The 19,272-nt window shown below is 68.3% G+C and carries 17 protein-coding genes; 5 read left to right on the top strand and 12 right to left on the bottom strand.

Translation table 11 applies throughout. The features are described 5' to 3' along the window. On the top strand, positions 1-396 hold a 396-nt coding region (locus ACWEVP_RS45185), incomplete at its 5' end, for a cold-shock protein (protein WP_452068762.1). Between the two features lie 157 nt (positions 397-553). Here ACWEVP_RS45185 and ACWEVP_RS45180 read toward each other — a convergent pair. Beyond that, positions 554-829 carry a YggT family protein gene (locus ACWEVP_RS45180; protein ID WP_452068761.1) on the bottom strand — a complete coding sequence of 92 codons (276 nt, stop codon included), beginning with the start codon at positions 827-829 and terminating at the stop codon, positions 554-556. 231 nt (positions 830-1,060) lie between these two features. Further along, a complete protein-coding gene (locus ACWEVP_RS45175) occupies positions 1,061-1,528 on the bottom strand; it encodes a hypothetical protein (protein WP_452068760.1) in 468 nt (155 codons plus the stop codon). A gap of 41 nt (positions 1,529-1,569) precedes the next feature. Between ACWEVP_RS45175 and ACWEVP_RS45170 the strand changes: the two genes are divergently transcribed. After that, positions 1,570-1,713, top strand: a complete 144-nt coding sequence (locus ACWEVP_RS45170; protein WP_452068759.1) for a hypothetical protein — start codon at positions 1,570-1,572, stop codon at positions 1,711-1,713. 64 nt (positions 1,714-1,777) lie between these two features. Here ACWEVP_RS45170 and ACWEVP_RS45165 read toward each other — a convergent pair whose 3' ends face one another. Further along, on the bottom strand, positions 1,778-3,223 hold the full coding sequence (locus tag ACWEVP_RS45165) for a hypothetical protein (protein ID WP_452068758.1): 1,446 nt from the start codon (positions 3,221-3,223) through the stop codon (positions 1,778-1,780). Continuing rightward, entirely contained in the window at positions 3,220-4,593 is a 1,374-nt protein-coding gene (locus tag ACWEVP_RS45160) for a hypothetical protein (RefSeq protein WP_452068757.1), read from the bottom strand. Before ACWEVP_RS45160 ends, ACWEVP_RS45165 begins: the two co-directional genes overlap by 4 nt. A gap of 27 nt (positions 4,594-4,620) precedes the next feature. Between ACWEVP_RS45160 and ACWEVP_RS45155 the strand changes: the two genes are divergently transcribed. Further along, entirely contained in the window at positions 4,621-5,151 is a 531-nt protein-coding gene (locus ACWEVP_RS45155) for a nucleotide exchange factor GrpE (protein WP_452068756.1), read from the top strand. Here ACWEVP_RS45155 and ACWEVP_RS45150 read toward each other — a convergent pair. The 7 genes from ACWEVP_RS45150 to ACWEVP_RS45120 are packed head-to-tail and all read right to left on the bottom strand — an operon-like array spanning position 5,148 to position 15,330. Beyond that, a complete protein-coding gene (locus ACWEVP_RS45150; protein WP_452068755.1) occupies positions 5,148-5,282 on the bottom strand; it encodes a hypothetical protein in 135 nt (44 codons plus the stop codon). The two genes, ACWEVP_RS45155 and ACWEVP_RS45150, sit on opposite strands and share 4 nt — an antisense overlap. Then, on the bottom strand, positions 5,279-6,922 hold the full coding sequence (locus ACWEVP_RS45145; protein WP_452068754.1) for a TRAFAC clade GTPase domain-containing protein: 1,644 nt from the start codon (positions 6,920-6,922) through the stop codon (positions 5,279-5,281). The genes ACWEVP_RS45150 and ACWEVP_RS45145 overlap by 4 nt, the downstream gene beginning before the upstream one ends. Then, on the bottom strand, positions 6,922-9,189 hold the full coding sequence (locus ACWEVP_RS45140; protein WP_452068753.1) for a GTPase-associated protein 1-related protein: 2,268 nt from the start codon (positions 9,187-9,189) through the stop codon (positions 6,922-6,924). The genes ACWEVP_RS45145 and ACWEVP_RS45140 overlap by 1 nt, the downstream gene beginning before the upstream one ends. Then, entirely contained in the window at positions 9,186-10,295 is a 1,110-nt protein-coding gene (locus ACWEVP_RS45135) for a TRAFAC clade GTPase domain-containing protein (protein WP_452068752.1), read from the bottom strand. Before ACWEVP_RS45135 ends, ACWEVP_RS45140 begins: the two co-directional genes overlap by 4 nt. A gap of 27 nt (positions 10,296-10,322) precedes the next feature. Continuing rightward, positions 10,323-12,881, bottom strand: coding sequence for a hypothetical protein (locus tag ACWEVP_RS45130; RefSeq protein ID WP_452068751.1), 2,559 nt, complete (start codon positions 12,879-12,881; stop codon positions 10,323-10,325). Beyond that, a complete protein-coding gene (locus ACWEVP_RS45125; protein ID WP_452068750.1) occupies positions 12,878-14,455 on the bottom strand; it encodes an Hsp70 family protein in 1,578 nt (525 codons plus the stop codon). The genes ACWEVP_RS45130 and ACWEVP_RS45125 overlap by 4 nt, the downstream gene beginning before the upstream one ends. Further along, on the bottom strand, positions 14,452-15,330 hold the full coding sequence (locus tag ACWEVP_RS45120) for a vWA domain-containing protein (protein WP_452068749.1): 879 nt from the start codon (positions 15,328-15,330) through the stop codon (positions 14,452-14,454). Before ACWEVP_RS45120 ends, ACWEVP_RS45125 begins: the two co-directional genes overlap by 4 nt. A gap of 1,102 nt (positions 15,331-16,432) precedes the next feature. Here ACWEVP_RS45120 and ACWEVP_RS45115 point away from each other — a divergent pair. Both ACWEVP_RS45115 and ACWEVP_RS45110 read left to right on the top strand, forming a co-directional pair. Then, a complete protein-coding gene (locus ACWEVP_RS45115) occupies positions 16,433-17,143 on the top strand; it encodes a hypothetical protein (protein WP_452068748.1) in 711 nt (236 codons plus the stop codon). Between the two features lie 153 nt (positions 17,144-17,296). Further along, positions 17,297-18,043, top strand: coding sequence for a DUF5131 family protein (locus tag ACWEVP_RS45110; protein WP_452068747.1), 747 nt, complete (start codon positions 17,297-17,299; stop codon positions 18,041-18,043). Between the two features lie 2 nt (positions 18,044-18,045). On the opposite strand, the gene ACWEVP_RS45105 is transcribed toward ACWEVP_RS45110, so the two are convergent. Next, the gene (locus tag ACWEVP_RS45105) at positions 18,046-19,047 is read right to left on the bottom strand and encodes a three-Cys-motif partner protein TcmP (RefSeq protein ID WP_452068746.1); all 1,002 of its coding nucleotides are present in this window, start codon (positions 19,045-19,047) and stop codon (positions 18,046-18,048) included. Positions 19,048-19,272: the final 225 nt, after the last annotated feature.

Raw genomic sequence — 19,272 nt, 5'->3', positions numbered from 1 at the left:
GTGCACGCCCGGGCCCTGGCCGAGGGGCTGACGTGGCTCGCGGAGGGCGACCGCGTCGCCTACGAGGTGGCCAGTGGAGACAAGGGCCCGCAGGCCCGCGACGTGCACCTGGTCCGGGGCGCCGAGCCCCAGCCAGCGCCACAGCGGACGGCACCTGCCGCGGCCGCGGGGCCGGCGGCGCGGAACGTGCCCGTACGAGGCGGCGAGGGCGTCGTCGCGCGCTACGACGCCGACCGCGGCTTCGGCTTCATCACCCCGGACGCAGGCGGCGACGATCTCTTCGCCCACGCGTCGGTGATCATGGGGTCGGAGCCGCTGCGGAAGGGTGACCGGGTCCGGTACGCGGTGCGTCAGAGCGACCGGGGCCCGCAGGCCGACCGCGTCGAACGCCTCTGAAGAGGCGCGGCTGCAGCCTCCTCCAGGATATCGATCTCCCTCGCGGTGACGGGGCCCCGTGCCGACCCGAGGACCTGCTCGGCATTCAGAAGCTCACCAGTCACCTCCACCCAACGACACAGAGCTACCGATTGCGCCGGCTTTTGAGACCGGGTCTTCAGAGCGCGAAGACGATCCCGCGCAGCACGACAACGCCGATGAAGACGAGCGTGAAGGCGAGGTCGAGCGAGATCCCGCCGATCCGCACCGGCCGCACGACCCGCCGGACCGGCCCGATGACCGGCTCGGTGGCCGAGTAGGCGAGACTCCGCGCGCGCCGCGCCCACGGCGGGCTGTCGGCGATCATCCCGACCCAGTCGAGCACCATCCGCGCGATCAGCACGAGCAGGTAGACGGTCAGCACGAAGCCGAGCAGCGTCCCTAGTGCACCCATGGTTCCTCCTCCGTCCCCCTGAGAACGCGCCGGCGGGGCGGGGAGTGCCGGGTCTGCCCGATTCACAGCGTTTCACCAGGATCGGCGGCCGGCCCAGAGCTCTTCGTCGCGGTCGACGTCGTAGGACTCCGGTGCGGACGGGGTGACCGCGCCGGTCGATGTACGCGCCGGATGCGCCGGACCGTGGCCCGAAAGCGGCGTCGGCCAGCAGCCCGCCCGCCTCGGTGGCGGTCATGGCGAGCGGGGTCGCGGCGAGCGAGCGCAGCAGTATGCGCGAGAGGAACCGGACCGCCGGGCTCGCTCGTGGACGAGCCCGGTCCCGGGAACGAGGCCGGGTTTGAAGGTGTAGACGTCGACGCCGTCCGGCAGCCGCCTGGCCAGGGCGTGCACGAGGTAGACGACGGCGAGCTTGCTGGTCGAGTAGGCCCGGCGGCCGTCGGTGGCGGTCCGCTGGTCCGGCCGCGGGCGGGCGAGCGGGGTGGGCACCATGCCCAGGTTGTGCCGGAAGTCGCCGAAGTGGGTGTCGCTGCCGACGAGCACGATTCGGGCGGGTGCGGCGAAGGAGTTCCACAGCCGGCGGATGAAGAGGTGGTTGGCCAGGACGTTCACCGCGAAGGTCGGTTCGACGCCGTCTCCGGTCGCGTGGGCGCGGCTGGTCAGCTGCAGGCCGGCGCCGATGAAGCCGTGCAACGGTTTCATCGGCGAGCTCCGCGGCGGCGGCCCGGATGGCCGCGCTCGACGTGAGACCGCAGGTCAAGGCCGCGCTGGGGGCGCACGTGGGACTGGCGTGCTTCCGGGCGGGCCGCGCTGTCGCGGGCGACGATCCCGACGCGTTCGGGCCCGCCGTCGACCGTGCTTTCGAGGGATTGCTGCGGGACTGGTGAGTCACCCGAGCTGACGGCGGACGGTCATCCGGCTTCGACCCGGCCGGGTTCGCGGCGACAGGCTTCAGGATTGCCCGCTCGGGCGGAGGCGGTGCGGGGCGATGAGCCCCGGTCTGCTGAGCACGGCGAGCTGATCCTCGAGGGATGCCAGCCGCTCCTCGATGCTCGTTTCGATGGTCTTGATCTGGGAGCGGTCGCACCCGTACTCGAACGCGATCGCGCCGAGGTAGCAGCCGGCTATCACGATGACCGCGCCGAGCCACCACGCGGCGCTGACGACGTCCGGACCGTCCGCGACCCAGTCGAGCACCAGTGCGAGCGTGGCCAGTACGGTCGCCGACGCCGCCAGCGCGATGTGGGGGAGGGTGACCCACGGGCTCCGCTTGCGCCACCACCCGACCAACCGGGACGTTTCGGGTGCTCTGAGCGCGGCGACCGCACCGCGGATGCCGGCGAGTGCCACCTGGGCATCCCGCTGCTGGGCCAACGGCAGCGGCGCGGTCCACGATCGAAGCCTCGTCTCCAGCTCCACGCACGCACGCCGGACCCAGAACGGTGTGGCCACGGCGGGTCGCTCAGGCCAGTCCGGCGTTCGCGCCTGGTTACGCAGCCAGGCAACGGCCATGACCAGCACGGCGCCGAGAGCGATGGTCAACGCGAGCGTCAGCGTGCCGGCGTCGAGTCCGGACGCGGAGACGAGCATCAGCGCCACCATGACCAAGCCCAACAGGAAAACGCCCAGACCGAACACGACGAACGCGCGGTTGGGCGTCCGTGCGAGCCGCTCGTCGAGCCAGTCCATCGGGCGGCGGAGTGCGAACCTGCAGCCGCTGACGAACAGGCCGATCAGCAAGTAGAACGTCGGCACCCCGGCGAACAGAGCCGCGTTCCACACCGCGGAAATCCGCGGGAACGGCACGAATCCCACCGCGGTGTTCGCGCCGCCCAGCAGCACGGACAGGAGGAACACGCCCGCCGCGGCGCCGACCCTGGACCGGTCGGGCAGGGGTTCGGCCCGCACGACCAGTTCCGGCGGCCGCGGCGACACGACGAGCTCGATCTCGGCGACGACGGCCTGGACCCCGGCGGCGAGTGACCCGAACCGCAGTTCCACGCCCTGTGCGTGCGCCAGCTCGCCGATCGTCGCGGGAAGCTCGTGACGCTTCGGCATCGTCGCGCCGGCCAGCACCACCGGTACCAGCCGGATGCCGTTCTCCAGCGCGGTGGCGATCTCGTCGTGCACCCAGTCCCGGTGCCGGCCCGACCGGTCGGCCAGGTCCGAGAGCCAGGTCGGGTGGATGACCACCACCAGCACGCCCGTCTCCGCCAGGCGCGCGCGAAGCGCCGCGGGGTAGGGCTCGCCGACGCGCAGCGTCGTGTCGAAGTACACCGCCTCGCGTCCGAAGTAGACGGCCAGCTGGTCGGCGAGCGCCTCGACCAGCAGGGCGTGGGGCAGCAGCTCGTCAGCCGCGTTCCGCTGCCGGTAGTTGACGAAGACCTTCCCGTTCACTCATGACCTCGCTCGGCCGGCGCTCCGTGCGCGGGAATCAGGAAAGTGAGTTTCTGTTGCCAAGCCGCGATTTCCGCGCTCCACCGTCGCGAGTCACGCCTGTCGAGCAGGCGGTTCGCGTAGAGCGCCGCCGCGGTGAACGCGATCGCGATCGCGATCGTCAGTCCCGCCGCGCGGAGTGACCGCCCGAGCGCGGGCTCACCGAACACGCTGACGCCGATCGCCGTGAACTCCAGCGCGACGACACTGCCGAACCAGCTGAGGTAGGCGATTGCCTCGGTCCGGTGGCCGCCCTTGAGCCACGCCGGGATCGATGCGCGGGCTCGGCGGTCCAGTTCCTCGCGAGCACCGTCTAGTCCCGAGAGGATCGATTCCGCGTCCCGCCGATCGGCCTTCGTGAACGGCTTCCGCGACTTCCCGCCGGCGATCAGCCGTTGCTCCAGCCGATAGGCGGCCCGGCGGAAGACGACGGGCTCGGTGGTCACCGGCGGCGGCCACGCTTCCTCCCGCTCCGCCGTGCGCAGGTACCAGAGCCACAGAACCCAGATAGCGACCGAGAAGAACGCGACGTAGGAGAATATCTTCTCCAACCTGAGGTACTGATCTTCGACGATCGCATGAACGCTCGTGAAGACACTCGACAGGATGATGAGAAAGGGTACGATCCAGTAGCGTCTGAACATCTTCTGTATGCCACTCGCGCCTGCGCCCTTCTCCCATCGGTTGGTCAACGGTTGAAAGATGAAAACGAGCGCGGTCGCGACCGTCGAGACCAGGCCCAGTAGCACGGTCGAGATGGCGGCGGGACGTGCAAAGAATTCCCATGCGGTTCCACCTGTGTAGAGGAGAACCGGTGTCAGTGCGAACAACGAGACCGTGCTGACCAGCAGTCGCAGCCAGAGCCGCTTCTTGCGCGGCGCGGAACTTTCGGCGGGGGTGCTGGCTGGTGCGACGTGATTCTCGAGCTGGCGGATCAACCTGTCGAGGTCGGCGGCATAAGTGGTGGACCGGATGTGTGCTCCCTGGCGATGGGCGAGCTCGCCGATCTCGGAAGGCAGTTCCTCCCACGTCGGCATCGCGGCATTCCCGATCGGTACGGGGATCACGTGGATCCCCCGGTTCAGCGCGGTCTTGATCTCGTGGAGCACCCAGTCCTTGTGCCGAGACTCGGAGAAAGTGTCTGTCCACCCTTCGTGGATCATCACGAGGAGCACGGAGCAGTCGCGCAACCGCGACTCCAGGACAGCCGGGTATTGATCACCGGAAAGTATGCCGTTGTCGATGAACACCTCGTCGACACCGAAATAGTGCTGCAGCCCGTCGGTGATGGCGGCGACGGTCGTCCCGTGTGGATTCTTGCGGTAGCTCACGAATATGCTGGACATGGTTCTCTCGGCTTGCGTTTCCTGTCTTCGGTCAGTATTTTCGATGCTGTGGAAAACAATACGGAAGCGCTCGCCGGTGTCGAAGAAACGCTCAGAGGCATCCGAGGCGAGCTTGCCGGTCTGCACGCGCAGAGCAAATTCCTGAACGAGGTCGTAGACCGGCTGCACGCCGAGAACGAGCAGCTCCGGCGGGCCGGTTCCAAGGCCGCCGTGCAACCGGCCCTGCGCGAACTGATCAAACTGGCCGACGACTGGCGGAGCAGAGCGCTCGCGATCCGTGACGACATCGACCCGGGCCGGCTGTGTGCCGATGTCATCGAGGACGTGACGCTGGTTCTGGAACGGCAGGGGATCGAGGCGTTCTCGGCCGAGGCCGGTGCCGAGTTCGACCGGCACCAGCACCGCGCCGTCGGCACCCAGGAGACCGAAGACGAGGCCCTCGCCGGCCGGGTCGCCGAGGTGCGCAGGCCCGGGTATCGCAACGACGAGCGCGTCGTGCGGTTCGCCGAGGTCGTGGTGTACAAGGTGACGGCCGGCCGCTAGACGGTGACCGGCTGGCTCGCCAGGATGCCGATCAGCACGACCACTCCGAGCGCGGTCAGCGTCACGGCGATCACGAGCATCGCCACGGCTACCCGTCTTCCGTTCACCACAGCTTTCGGCACGTCGTTCACGAGACCGCCTTCCTGTTGATCAGCCACAGCACCGGTGCCGCGGGGTCGTCGTTGAGGACGCCACCGGCTGGTGAGTCGTGCGAGGTCACGTCGCGGGCGTCCTCGTAGCTCACCACGAAGTAGGCGACCGTCGCGAACTGGTTGTCGATCGAGGCCAAGAGATCGCGCTGCCCCGCCGCGTCCAGCCACGCCCGTACCGCGGCGTCCCGCTCGGTGCGGCTCGTCGTCGTCATGCCGGCGTAGGGGTGGTCTGTGCCGGACGATCGGGTCGTCAGCGCGTCGGACTTGGTCAGGACGACGGCGACGGGCATCTTCAGGGGACCGCCCGCCTTGACCTTGAGGTGCTCGCGCTGGGCTTCCACGAAGCGCTCCAGCGAGGTCTTCGGCGGTGTGTTCGACGCGTGCACCCGGCCGAGAACCGACCGGTCCGCCTCGGAGCGCACCTGCCGCAGCGAGAACGGGTCGACGACGAAGACCACACCCTTGGTGTGCTTGAGGAACTGTGCTTCGGCGAGCTGATCGGGGCTTTCGGGGATCTCACCCGCCGGGTCGTAGAGGTACAGCAGGCGGCGTGCCCGGCCCCCGCCGACGTAGAGGTTGTATGCCCTCGGCCGCGTGAGCACGGTCTTGAGCGCGCGATTCGGGTCGTCGTAGACACCTCGCTGCAGGTTGCGCTCGAAATCCTGCTTAGCCCGTTCGTCGGCGAATTCGAACCCGTCGTTCAGCACCAGCAACCGGCTGACCGCCGAAAACATGTAGACGGACTTGCCTGCCGTCGGCCCGGCGATCACGGGAATGTGCACGGTCGGTGCGATCAGCCCGCCGATCGGCAGCTGGGACTCACACCCGGCGCACTGGGCCGGCAGTTCCGCCTTGCCGTTCGCGAGGAGGGTCGGCAGGACCTCTTTGCACCGGCAGGTGCGGTGCAAAACTCCCGCTGTGCCCGGCAACAGCTTCTTGTGCTCGGCTCGGCAGTTCGGACAGCGGTAGATCGGGCGCGTGGCACGCTCGTGGCAAGTGGGGCACTCGATCGTGATGCCGCGCACCCAGAGCACGCCGATCTCGAACACCCACGACACGCCCGCGGTCACCATCGCGACCAGCACGAGGACCGCCAGCAGAACCGCGAACACCGCGGACACGACAACGAGGAAGGCACCGGCGGCCGTGGCACCCAGCACCAGCCCGGCGATGACCGCCACGGCGAACGAGTACGTCACGGCGTGGTTCAGGGAGGAGTCCCGTGCCCGGTTCCACGTCTTGCCCGCCAGCGACCGGGAGAACCGGGGATCCGGCCGCGTCTTCGGATCGTCGGCGACGACCCGTGCCCAGGTCCGGCTGATCGCCTGGGTGAGCACCTTCTGGTAGTCGAGCAGTACCGGCCCGGCGTAGTAGCTCCGATAGGCGGGATCGGCGCCGGGCTTCCTCGATGCCGGGTCGATCCGCAGGTGCGCCGTCGGGCCGTACGGGGTGAAACCGGCGAATGCCGCCGTGACGAATTCGATGAGCCCGATGGTGAAGGCGACGAGCCCGCTCACGACCAAGAACAGCGAACCGAGGTAGAAGAAGGCGGTGAACAGCACGGGGATCAGGCTGCAGAGGAGGATCCCGCCGATCACGATTCCGATGAGGTAGCCCATCAGCGTTGCCTCCGCAGGCCGAGCAGGCTCAGCAGTCCACGGTTCTGCTCGTGCGCCGACCGCCAGTCACGCCACCACTTCGCCCAGCCAGCCTTGGGCGCGGCGCCGTCGAGCCGCGACCGCGCGGCGGTCGACTTGAGCTGGTCTCCGACCTTGTCGAGGTGTTTCGGCTTTTTCCTGGCGATCGCGGAAACCAGCGTCTCGTTGACGAGCCGCTGGCGGACCCGACGGTCGGAGAGGCTCCACCACACCACGATCACCGATGCGACGTAGTTCGGGGCCGCCTTGGCCAGCCGCATGCGCGCCTTTTCGCCGTATGCGGCCAGGAACTGGGCGCTGGGCTCTCGCAGGACCGTCTCCAGCAGGTCGTGGTGGGTGCAGATGTCGGCCCGCAGCACGTACTCGGCCAGGGCACCGAGCAACCGCTCCGCAAGCTCACGAGGCAGGGAAGACAGCAGTCGCAAGGCCTTGTCCACGCGAGGGCCGGCGTCGCCTTTCGGAGTGGCTTGCCGGAGGTCGCCGAGGAGCTCGATCGCCTCGAGCAGGACGGCGTCTTCCGCGCTCATCGATCCGACCAGCTCAGGGTCGAGCAGGTAGCCGACCAGTCGAGCGTGTTCGGGCTCCAGCTCGCCACCGGTCGCCCGGTCCAGCGTGTCGGTCACGATCCGGCTCAACAGACCGGTGCCGACCAGCGTCTCGGCGTGCAGTGAGCTCAGGGCTCGTTCCGCCTCGGAGGTCGTCAAGCCGGCCGGCCACAGCACCGGACCGAACTGCCGCCAGGCCAGCTCGTGATCGTCCAATACCTTGTCCAGCACCGAAACCTTGTCTTCCCGATCGGCCCGGGCGAGGACCAGGTCCGCGAGGAGCGCGACGCGGCCGCGGCCGCCCATCTCGCGGATGACCTTCCCCGCTCGCGTGGTCAGCGTGGTGCACAGCGGAATGACCTGCTGGGGGTCGGCGAGCCGCGCCGAGAGCACCCGCAGCGTCGCCGAGCGCAGCTCTGCGTGCCCGGCCAGGCGATCGAGGAGGCCGTTCGGGTCCGGAGCGGTCATCGCCGGGAGCACGGCCTCCGCCGCGATCCGGTCGAGTTGTGCCGGGGCGAGCCGGGGTAGCCAGAGCTGCTCCGGTGTCGTGAGCGCGGCGAGGTAGTACGTGCCGAGAAGCTCGGCGGGGACCGGTTCCCGAGCGCGGTCCGCGGCGTCGAGCAGCGTCGCCCAGCGGCGCAGATCGGCCGGGCCACCCGCGGTCCGCGCCCGCTCGGCGAGCCGGTGCCAGCCGTCGGGGGAAAGGGTTCCCGGCATCCGTTCGACCGCGAGCGCGATGGTGTCCAGCAACAGGTGTTCCGGCACGGCCGGACCGGCCGGCAGGTCCGCGAAGCACCCGACGAGCACGGCGAAGGCTTCCAGGTCATCCGCCGAGAGCGGCGACGTCAACCGGTCCGCGGGCAGCATCGCCGCCTGGACGTCACCCAGGCTCCACAGCGTCACCATCATTGCCGCGTACCGCGTTGGCTCCTCGGCCGCACCGGTCCGTGTCAGGTCCACGACGGTGAAGTCGCCGTAGTTGGGGAGCAGCACGTCCGGAGTGGTGCAGCTGACGAGCGTGCCCGCGTCCTCCGGCCGCGATGTGTAGGTCACGAACGAGATGGCGAGCCCGAGCCCGCGGGGGAAGGACCGGCAGAGCGCGGCCAGCCACAGCGCGGCCGTCCGGTCGTCCGGAACGACGAGCACGACCCGGCCCCGGCCGTCGGCGAGCACCCGTTGCACCACGCTGATCACCCGGGCCAGGCCTTCGGACCTGGCCGGTGCCGACAGGAACCGGCGAACTTCGGCGGGACTCGTCTCGCCGCCGGGAGTGAGTGCGTCGACCGCGGGGAGGTCGGTGCCGTTCTGCCGCGAATGGACCCAGACCGAACTGCGCCACATGTCGATCGGCAGCGCGCGCCCGAGCTCCCGGCCGGCGTCGTCGAGCAGCAGCGCGTGGGCGAAGTAGTTGCCGGTCCGGCCGGTGAAGTCGGCGCCCGTGTACCGGGTCTGGAACAACGCGGCGGACCGGCCGGTGCGGATGTACCCGAAGGCGACGGGGAAGGCACTGAGGTCGGATTCATCGGCGCTGGCGAGCTGCGGCCCCACTTCGTAGGCGCTGGCCCGCACCGCGAGGTCCACCAGCTGCTTGGGCGCGCCGGGGGTCAGGGCACTGATCTGAAAGCCCTGGATGCCCTCGAGCCCGTTCTCGCACGACGTGTAGTGGAGCTGGTGCATGCTCATCGCTTGCCTTTCGTCGTCCTGATCGCACCGAACCGCGCGAGGAGCCACAACATGGGATCTTCGAGGCGGTACGGGTGCACGCCTTCCGGTGCCAGGTGGTTGCCATCGAGCGGTGGCGATCCCAGCGCGGAGAGCCCGAAGTACTGGTAGGTCTCGAACGTGTTGGCCACGCTGCGGTCGAAGGCCGGGTCGTACCACTGGTCGAGCCACGCCCTGACTTCTTCGTGCACGTCGAGCCCGTCCGCCTCGTCGTAGCTGCCGACGTGCCGGGAGGGCTGCCGCAGCGGCGACTCGGGAGCCAGGGAGTCCGGCAACAGGTCCAGCTTGGTGAGCGCGACGGCCAGCGGAGTGCGCAGGCGCCGGTTGACCGAGCCGGCGCTGCGTTCCCGGAGCAGCTCGCCGAGCCGGTTCAGCACGTGCAGCTGGTCGGTGTAGCCGGTCTTCGCGCCGTTCGCACCGACCAGGTCGCGGACCTTGGGCATCTGCACGGGATCGAGCAGCAGAATGATCCCCTCGGCTGCGTCGAGGTAACTGATCAGCTGGTCCATCGCCGTGGCGCGGGCGACGTCCTCACCCGCCGTGTCGTAGAACACCGTGACCACCGGCGCGATCCGGACCGACCCGAGCAGCCCGTCGCGCCGGAAGCGCAGGCTGAACATCAACGGTTCCGGGTTGGCGATCCGGGCCGACGCCGTCTGCCGGAGCGGACGGTGCTCCTCGAAAAGCGGCTTGTCGAAGTCGCGCTGGTAGCGGACCCGGGACTCCTCGCCGAGCAGGTCGAGCGACATGCCGGTGAACCGCTCGTTCACCAGCCCGCGCTGGAACTCGTGGATCAGTACGCCGACCCAAGTGCTCTTGCCGGAGTCGGACGACCCGATCACCGCGATGTTGCGGCCGCCCCCGTCGAGGTACTCGCGCAGCAGCTCCCGTCCGCAGCTCGGGCAGACGCGCCGGCTCTGCGGGAGCTTCCCGTGTGGACAGTGGCCCTTCTTGAGCTGACGTTCCCCGAACGTCTCCCCCTTGTGGTCGCACTGCTCCCCACACCGCATGTGCAGTTCGTTGCGCCGGAAGCTCGTCCAGCAGTACGGGCACTTCGTCTTTGTCACACTCGTTCCCAGCACGCGAAGGAGTTGTCAGGTCAGTACGAGTTGGCCGGGACTGGCGGCAACCAGCTGCACGCTTCCGTCGCGGGAGAACGCGCGCAGGTGGACGGGTCGCCGCAGGTCCGGTGGCACCGTGAACTCGATGCGCAGCGGGGTCTCACCGGCTTCGGTCGCCAGCAGCTCGAGACCGTCGCCCGCCTCGCGCGGGCGGAGCCCCTGCTTCGCGACCACGACGATCGGTGGCACCGTCGTGCCCGGTTCGCCGTCGACGACGAGAATTCGGCGCGTCCGCCGGAACGACCACACCCGCTCGATCGAGTAGCGGATCGACACGGGCGTCGACGCTTGGCCGAAGACGAGCGGTCCGAAGCTGCGGGCCTGTCCGTCCACCAGGGAAGTGCACACACCGAACCAGTGGTCCCCGGCGCGCGCGGTGATCGAGACCCCTCGGCTGTCGTAGGTCACCCGGGTCACGTCGAGCTTGGCCGCGTCGGGATCGGTCGGGCCGGTGGGCTTCTTGCCGGTGCGCCACACCACTCGCGCCGAGGTCGCTCCCGCGGGCCACTCCCATGTCAGGCGGACAGTCGAACCGAGCCGGTCGGCACGCAGCGACCGGACGGTGCCGTGCCGGACGTCCACCACGCACGGGGTTCCGATCGCGGCGAGGTCGCCCAGCACAGTCACCGGCACGAACTTCCGGTGCCGGGCCGACGCGTCGAACTCGGCCCGGAGCCAGTCCCGCCCGGCGCCGGACGCGCTGCGTACCGGCACGCCGTAGGTGCGCGCCTTCGACACCGGCACGACCTCCTGGACCGGTGGGCTCACGTTCCGGCCCAGCTCCAGGATTTCGACGTCACCCAGAGCCGGCGCCGTCCAGCGCACGACGAGCTCGTCGCCGTTCGCTTCGGCGGCCAGGTCGGTGACGGCATCGGGAATCTCCTGGCATCGGGCGGAAGCGTGCACGCCTTCGCTCTCGACGATCGTGCCGTCCGCCAGCCGGTAGGTCGCCTTCACCACATATTCGTAGACGCGCCCGGCGCGTACCCCGGCGTCCGCGAACGTCGAGGTACGCACGTCCCGCACCACGCTCCCGTCGCGCCGCACCGCGGCTCCGACGGCGCCGGCGGGGAGGCGCCAGTGGCCGGTGATCCGGTCGGGTTCGCCGCGCAGCACCAGGTCGAGCACGTCGCGCAGCACCGTCACCGCTGCTGTGCGCGCCTGTCCTGTCGACGGTGTGCCGTCGCGAGTCGTGCGGACTTCGTAGCGCAAGGGCGTACCGCCCGGAGGTTCGTCGTCGACCACCTCGAGGTCGCGCGTCTCGTCGCAGATGAGCGTGCCGCCTCGGGTGACGCGGTAACCGATGCGGCCGACCCGTGCGCCGCTCGGCCGCCACGTCACGACGACCTTCCCGTCGCGGACGACCGCGGTGGCCGATGGGGGTGCCGGTGGTGCGCACCGCTCGATCGCGACGTCGACGTCGTGATCGGAAAGCTGTTCACGGATGCGGTGGTAGCCGGCCGCGGCCGCCTCGACGTCGTGGCGTTCGAGCTCTTCGCACCGCGCGATTTCGGCGTCGAGCCCGGCCAGCTGGGCGGCGAGGCCGGCGCGGCGTTCCCGCCATTCGTCCGGCAGCCCGGGCTGGCTGTCCAACACGGCGAGCGCGTGCCGCAGCCGCAAGTCGCGTACCGCGGCGCGGTAGTCGTCGTGCCAGGCCGGTTCGGTGCTCGTCGAGCTCGTGAAACGGCACCAGACGGCGTAGGCGGTGGCATCCTGGTCGGCAGGCAACCGCACCGAGGCCAGCAGGTCCGCGACCGCCCTGGTCGCCGCGGCGACTTCCGAGTAGCCGTACGGGACCTGTGCCGCGATGCCGGCCAGCACTTCGTGGCGCAGCACGGCGATCAGCTCGTCGTTGTCGAGCCACTGCTGGATCCGTTTCACCAGGGTCTGCTCGGCGGCGCTTTCGGCATCCCGGGAAACCCGCAGCGCACTCCGCCGCTTCTCGAGGTCGTTCTCGGTCGTCCGCGTACCGCTGAGCGTGCCGGTCAGGTAATCCCACAGCGAGACGTGGCCGAGCTGGATGAGCAAATGGAGGGTTTCGGACCACTGGCGCGGCTCGGGGGTGGGCGGCAGCGTGACGGGTTCGAGCTGCCGGGCGCCGATCTCGGCGAGTGCCGCCAGCACCGAGGTCCGCGTCAGCGCACCGGATGACTCCCGGACGAGCGACTCGATGCGCTGTTCGGGCAGGCCGGGCGCACCGTGCAGACGTTGCCGCAGGCTCGCACCCAGCTTGCGCGTCCGTGCGGACACCTCGGCCCGGTGCGCTGCCAGCTTCGCCGGATCCGTGAGCGTCGCCGTCGCCGACTCGTGCAGCGCTCTCAGCTGGGTGCACGCCCGTTTGAACCCGCCGTACTGCCGGTTGCCCAGCTGGCTTTTGACCCCGGCGAGCGCCGCGCGCACCACGGTGGCGTCGGTGACGTCCGGCGGCAACAGGTAAACGCGGAACAGGTCCTCGTCAGGCCGCCAGCCGTTCTGCACGGGTTTGAGCACTTCGTCGACGAACCGGCTGCTGTCGAACTGCCACCCGTTCACCGCTGGAGAGCGGGGAGCGGCGCCCGCTTCACCTCCTCCGGCACCAGGCCACTGATCTTGGCCTCGAGCCGAAGCTCCTTGCCGTTACTCGCGACCGCGGATACCCGGAGGATCCCGTCCGCCTGGAGGGTGAACGAGACCGTGAGCGGCTGCCCGGCCGGCTGGTTGGGCGGCAACCCCACCAGGTCACCCTGCACGAGTTCGAGGTTGTCCGGCAGTTCCACGCTCAGCACGTCGGTCTTCGACTCGTAGACCACGATCTCCACCGTTTCCTGGCCGTCGGAGACGGTGCGGAAGGTGCCCTGCGGCGATGCGGGAATCTCGTCGTTCGGCTTGATCAGCCACGAGACGATCCGTTCGCCGTCCTGCTTGTGGGGGTCGCGGACGATCGCGATCCCGTAGCCCTTGGACGTGACGTCGACGATCTTGGGGATGGGCTTGCTCCCGGGGAGGCTGCCGAACGAGGACGACGACGAACCGTCCGCCTCCGCAACGCTGTTCGCGGCGAATAGCGCCGCGCCCTTGGCGACGATCTGGTCCGGGTCGGCCAGCTGCGGTGCCGGGAGGTCGGGGAAGCTCTCGGCGAGCCGCTGCTTGACCGCGGGGGAGTGCGACATGCCGCCGACGAGCAGCAGCTCGTGGATCTGGCTCACACCCTTGTTCCGGGCGTGTCCGAGCACGTCCCGGGTGAAGTCGAGCGTCCTGCCGAGCAGGTCCGCCGTGGACTCTTCGAGCTCCTTGCGGGAAATCTCGATCTTGGCGCGCTCGCCGTGCGCGACGATCGTGCTGCTGAACGTGTCGCGCCGGGAAAGAGCCTTCTTGGCTTCCTCGGCGAGCAACTCGACGGCGCCCGCGGCGTCGAGGTCGGCCCTCGGGTCGGCGTCCGGATGCTGCTCCTGGAACTTCTCGCTGATCAGGTCCGTGAGGCGCTCATCCCAGTCGGCGCCGCCGAGCTGGTGGTCGCCACCCGTCGCGACCACGCGGATCTCGTTTTGCGAGACGTTGATGATGGTGACGTCGAACGTGCCGCCACCCAGGTCGTACACGAGCACCGTGCGGTCATCACCGGGATTGACCAGTCCGTAGGCGATGGCGGCCGCGGTCGGTTCGTTGATGATGTTCACGACGTTCAGGCGGGCCATCTCACCGGCGTCGCGCGTCGCTTGGCGCTCGGCCGCGCCGAAGTAGGCGGGCACGGTGATCACGACGTCCGCGAGCGGCCCCTCGGCCGGCACCTCGACGCCGAGGACGCTGAGCGCGTCCTCGACGACCTGCTTGAGGATCATCGCCGAGATCGCTTGCGGGTAGCGTTCCTCTCCGTCGACCTCGCGGGTGTAGCCCTCCTCACCCATGTGCCGCTTGATGAGGTCGACCACACGATCCGGCTGGTTCTTCAGTTCGTTCTTCGCGAACTTGCCGACGGTGACGCTGCCCGTCTGCTCGAAGAACACGACGGACGGTGTCGTCAGCTCACTCTCCTGGTTGGGCAGCACGGTGGCCCGCCCGTTCTCGTCGAGGTGCGCAACGCAGGAGTAGGTGGTGCCGAGGTCGATACCGAGCACGGGGCGGGTCATTGTTGTTCCTTCGGGAGATTGGTGTTCTGGTCGTCGGGCCGGATGCCGCGCACCCGTTCAGCGAGGTCCGAGTGGTCGATGCGGCCGTGGCCGGTGACGCCGCCGCTCGTACCGCTCGGCACGGGTCTGGTTCTCGAACCGCCACGTCTTCGGTGAAGTCCATACGCGACGGCGGCGAGAGCCAGGAGTGCGCCGAGGAGACCGAGAAGTACCTCGGTCCAGGGGAAAACCGGCGGTTCCGGCTGGGGGAGGGCGGCGATGACCACACCGCACGAGCTCGCCACGATCCCGTAGAGCTGCCGCAGCAACCCGGCGGTATCGGTGACGAAGTAGTCCTGGCCGGCAATCGGCCCGGTCACGCTCGCGAGATTCCGCGTGCCGTCCTGGTCCAGGTCGATGCCGACACCGGCTACCCGGGTGCGGCCGGTTTTCAACTGGCCGGCCGCGGCAATGGCGGCCGGCACTGCCTGGTCGCCTTGCTGTACCGGGTTGCCGTAGGCGTTCGGGAGCCCGTCGGTGACGAGCACGGCCACGTCGAGGTCAAGCCCTTTCGCGGCGAGCAGCGCGGCTTCCCAGTTCGTCGCGCCGTCGTTGCTCCCATCGCGGACCGACAGGTCCTCGATCTGGTCTTTCAGCTGGTGACGCGAATCGTCGTCGGAGACGTCGACGCCCGACCTGATCACCTGGGCATCCGTGCCGAAGCCGATGATCGAGACCTCGGAACGCTTGTCGCGCAGGGCATCGACGACGTTGCTCGCCGCCTCGCGGACCTTGCCGAACCGGGGTTCCATGGAGGTCGACTGATCGATCAGCAGGCCGAGCCGTAGTGGGCAGTGGGCAGGCCAGGGCGGGTTCGCCTCGACCTCTTGGGCCATGGCGAAGGGATGTTGGCCGAACACCGACCAGAGGACAACAGTGCATATGACGGCGGCGCGTCGTGGTCGAGTGGACGTTGCCCGAACCGAGCTTGCCGTGAGTTTGGGCAGGTGAATCGCGAACGCTCCCTCGCCGTGGCCGAATCAGCAGCACGGGAGCCTAGCGGCCACCCGTCGGTCGCGGGCGAGGTTGGGGAATCTGTCAACAAACTGTCCAGAACCGCCTCGGGCTATTCGGCTTCAACCACTCATTCCGACGTTGGTGTCGGATATTGTGTAACGGGTCCTGAGCTGTGGTTTCGCCGATGAATCGGACGTCGGACTTGGGCTGGAGACGAGCGATCCGTTCCGCGGCAACGATCCTGGCCGACCAAGCGGTCGGTCAGCGGCGGCTGTTGTTCTTCAGTCATCCCACGCGGGTTCACGTCAAAGTGGAGTTCGGCACACGGAGACGAGTGTTCTTCCGAAGGGCGTTGGGTTGCCTTTGCCTGCATTGCCGAAGCAACGGAGAGTTCGCAGGTGAGGCGTTTTCCGGAATGCGAGCGCTCTCACGCCTGGCCAATACCGAGGACATGTGCTGCCGTTCCTGATGCGGCCACGGAGATGAGCAGCTACAGCAGACCCAGGCTTCCAGAGGTGAACCCGAGATGCGGTCCGCGCCTCCCGCGGACACGCCTCGGGCTCGACGGCCGGCACGCTGCGCTGAGCAGGTGGCAGGCAGTCGGAGTTCGGGGCCGCGACCGGTCGCTCAGCGGACCGGCCGGTCGATCGCTGTCGTGCTGGAGGTCCACGCCAGCTTCCTCGACGGCGGGGAGCAGGCCGCCCGGCGACAGGTCGAGACGGCACTGGGCACGCGTCGGTGAGTGTGGCCGTACATTGGCCGCTGGCCCCCGGATCCGGCCGTGGTCCGCCGGGGTTGGCCGGGTAAGACGCAAATCGGCCCCTACCGCGTTCTCGCTGGTAGGGGCCGGTTGGCTGGTGTAAAAGACGTGCCCTCGGCAGGATTGCCGAAGGATGGGAACGGGCCTGACCAGGGGTTTTACGTCGGCACGTTGGTGGTCGAGGCGAGCTTCCAGCTTCTGGTCACCGGTGGGCGTTCGACGTGAGCGCCAACTCGCAGGCAGTTGCTCGGTTTGTCACGACCACGATGGGCCTAGTCATCGGGCTGACCTTCCTGTTCGGGTTCGGGAACGTCCTGAACCTGGCACTGAAGCTGCAGGTGCCGGTGTTCGTGGCGCCGCTTGTGGCGCCTGCTGTTGACCTGACTGTGCTGGGGCTGCTCGTCGGGACGCGGCATCTGGCGCTGTCAGGTGCGCCTGATGAGGTGCTGCGGCCAGCTCGCCGGCTGCTGATGGTGGCGAGCGTGGTGACGCTTTTGCTGAACGTCGCGGACCCGGTTTGCGCCGGTCAGTGGGGTAAGGCTGCGTTCGACTCGGTCGGCCCGCTCCTGCTGATTGGGTGGGCAGAGGCGGGGCCTGCCCTTCTCCGCGCGCTGAGCGCCGCTGACGCTGATCTTGGCGCTGGGCAGCAGTGCGTCGGCGGCGAGCCGGAGATGCATGAACCTGCGAGCGTGCGGCACAACCGGCAGGGGATCACGACGTCGTGCCAGGGCGCTGACCTTGACGAAGAACTTGTCCAAAAGGCTCGCCTCGCCGACGCCGACCACTGGCGGCGGCACCGGCGGCCCATCTCCGCGGAGACTCTCCGGAAGCAGCTTCGGGTCGGCGCGGCGACGTCACGGGCCTTGGTTGCGGAAGTTCGGGCAGAGAGGGCTCCGCCCAACCCGGCGAAGACCGAGCCTGAAGCCGCCTGACCTGCCCGCCAGCGACAGATGAGGAAATCACCGCTATGAGAAGGGCGTGGAACATTGCATCGAACGGGAGTTCGATGTAGCAAGAGGAGTGGTAGTGCCCCATCGGTGTCTGATGGCCCTGTCCTAAGGTGATTGGCTGCCAGGAGGAGAGCGATGAGCGCCCGATCGAGTATCGAGTGGACCGAGACGACGTGGAACCCGACTACCGGGTGCGACAGAGTTTCTGCAGGTTGTGACAACTGCTACGCGCTCACACTGGCGAAGCGGTTGAAAGCCATGGGATCGGCCAAGTACCAACTTGACGGTGACCCCCGCACCAGCGGACCCGGCTTTGGCGTGGCTGTGCACCAGCCGACGCTAGCTGAGCCGTTCCGGTGGCGAGATCCACGCGTGGTGTTCGTCAACTCGATGAGTGACCTGTTCCACGCCAAGGTGCCGGTTGGCTTCATCAGGCAGGTGTTCGACGTGATGGCCGCCACGCCGCAGCACACCTACCAGATACTCACCAAGCGGACGGTGCGGCTCAAGCGGCTGGCGGGAAGCCTGCACTGGCCGGACAACGTCTGGATCGGGGCATCGGTGGAGAATCGGGAGGCCAGGGGGCGGATCGCTGATCTGGCGCAGGTCCCTGCGAAGGTCCGGTTTCTCTCCTGCGAACCGCTGATCGGTGCTCTGCCCGGCTTGGAGCTCGACCACATCGCCTGGGTCATCGTGGGCGGGGAGTCGGGTCCTCGCGCCAGGCCTATTGCTGAAGAGTGGGTCGTCGACATCCGTGACCAGTGCGTGCAAGCCGCGGTGCCGTTTTTCTTCAAGCAGTGGGGCGGACGTACCCCGAAGGCCGGTGGTCGGCTTCTGAGCGGACGGACCTGGGACGAAATGCCGATCCGGGCTGTTGCCTAGCTTCAAGCGGAACGCTGCGAGCCGAAGGGGGGACGCGGCGGCTCTGGTACGTACACCTGCTTGGCGTTGACCGCACGTGGTGCTTTGACGTCGGTGATCGGGATGTCGAACAGGCCGGCGGCACCTTGGGCTTCGTCCAGTTGGTTTTGCTTTGTCACCCGTCGTCGCGCCAGGGCGTCCTGACGCATGGATTCGTGTTGGTCAAGCGCTTTCCCGTAGAGATGTCGCATGATCCGGTCTCCGACTTCATGGTCGGACACGAAGATCATGTGGTAGAGCTCCTGGCCGCCGGTGTTCTTCATGGTAAACGGATGCGTGGACCGATAACCCAGTACGGTTTCCAGGCGCCACCGCATCAGGTTCACCAGTTCCCAGCGCATCGCGGTCGCATCGAGAGTGCCGTCTCGCCGGGCCTTGATGATCGGTATCCAGTCCTCGGATCCGAACATGGCCGTCAAGCGGTCACCGAACTTGGCATCCATGTGGTCTTGGCTGACTTGCAGGCCGCGGGGAAGGAAGCTGGTGCCGAACAGGATCCACATCTCCGCCTTTGTGCGCCCGCGCTTGAACTGCGCGATCTGCCTTAGCGTCGACCAGTGCACCTCGGCGGCGAACTGGTCCACGAAGGCGAACGTGGGAGCCCAGCGAACTGGGGCGAGCTTGCCGAGCGCCGCACTGATGGTTTCGTTGCAGTCTCCCGGGTAGACGCACAGGCCTTTGTGGTGCGGGTACTTTTGCCGTACCGCAGCCTCAAGCCGTTCTGCCTTGCTGGGAAGTTCGAAGAGGCAAACCTGCGTGAACGGTGGGTCCGCCGCCAGGGCTCGGTGTACTGAGCCAAGGATCTCCTCGCTGGTGTCCCGGCTCGAGTTTTCGGGCCAGCCCGCGAACAGGTCCAGATAGATACGCTCGTTCGCTTTCTTCGACGCTGTAGCGAAGGCCTGCAGGTAGTCGCCCAGGATCTGCAGCTTGTGCTGCGTCCACCAGCCCCAAGGTTTCGGCGCCACGATGCCTCCTCACCTGTACGTGTCTTCGACAGTAGGAGCGGTGACACAAGATTAAGTAGGTTGTTTGTGACGATTAGGCCGAACGTGTCCGATCAAACCACCCGCATGCAGTATGGCTGGTCGCCCCGCCGAGCGAATCGCCTTGAGCTCATCATCGTGGCCTGCTGCCTATGCGTGTCCTTGGCGGCAGGTCGCAGCCCCTGCGCACCCAGGACGTGAGGTTTG

It is taken from the genome of Amycolatopsis sp. NPDC003865 (assembly GCF_053605345.1).
Note: the sequence above shows the minus strand (reverse complement) of the source record. Positions and strands in the feature narration are given on the sequence as shown.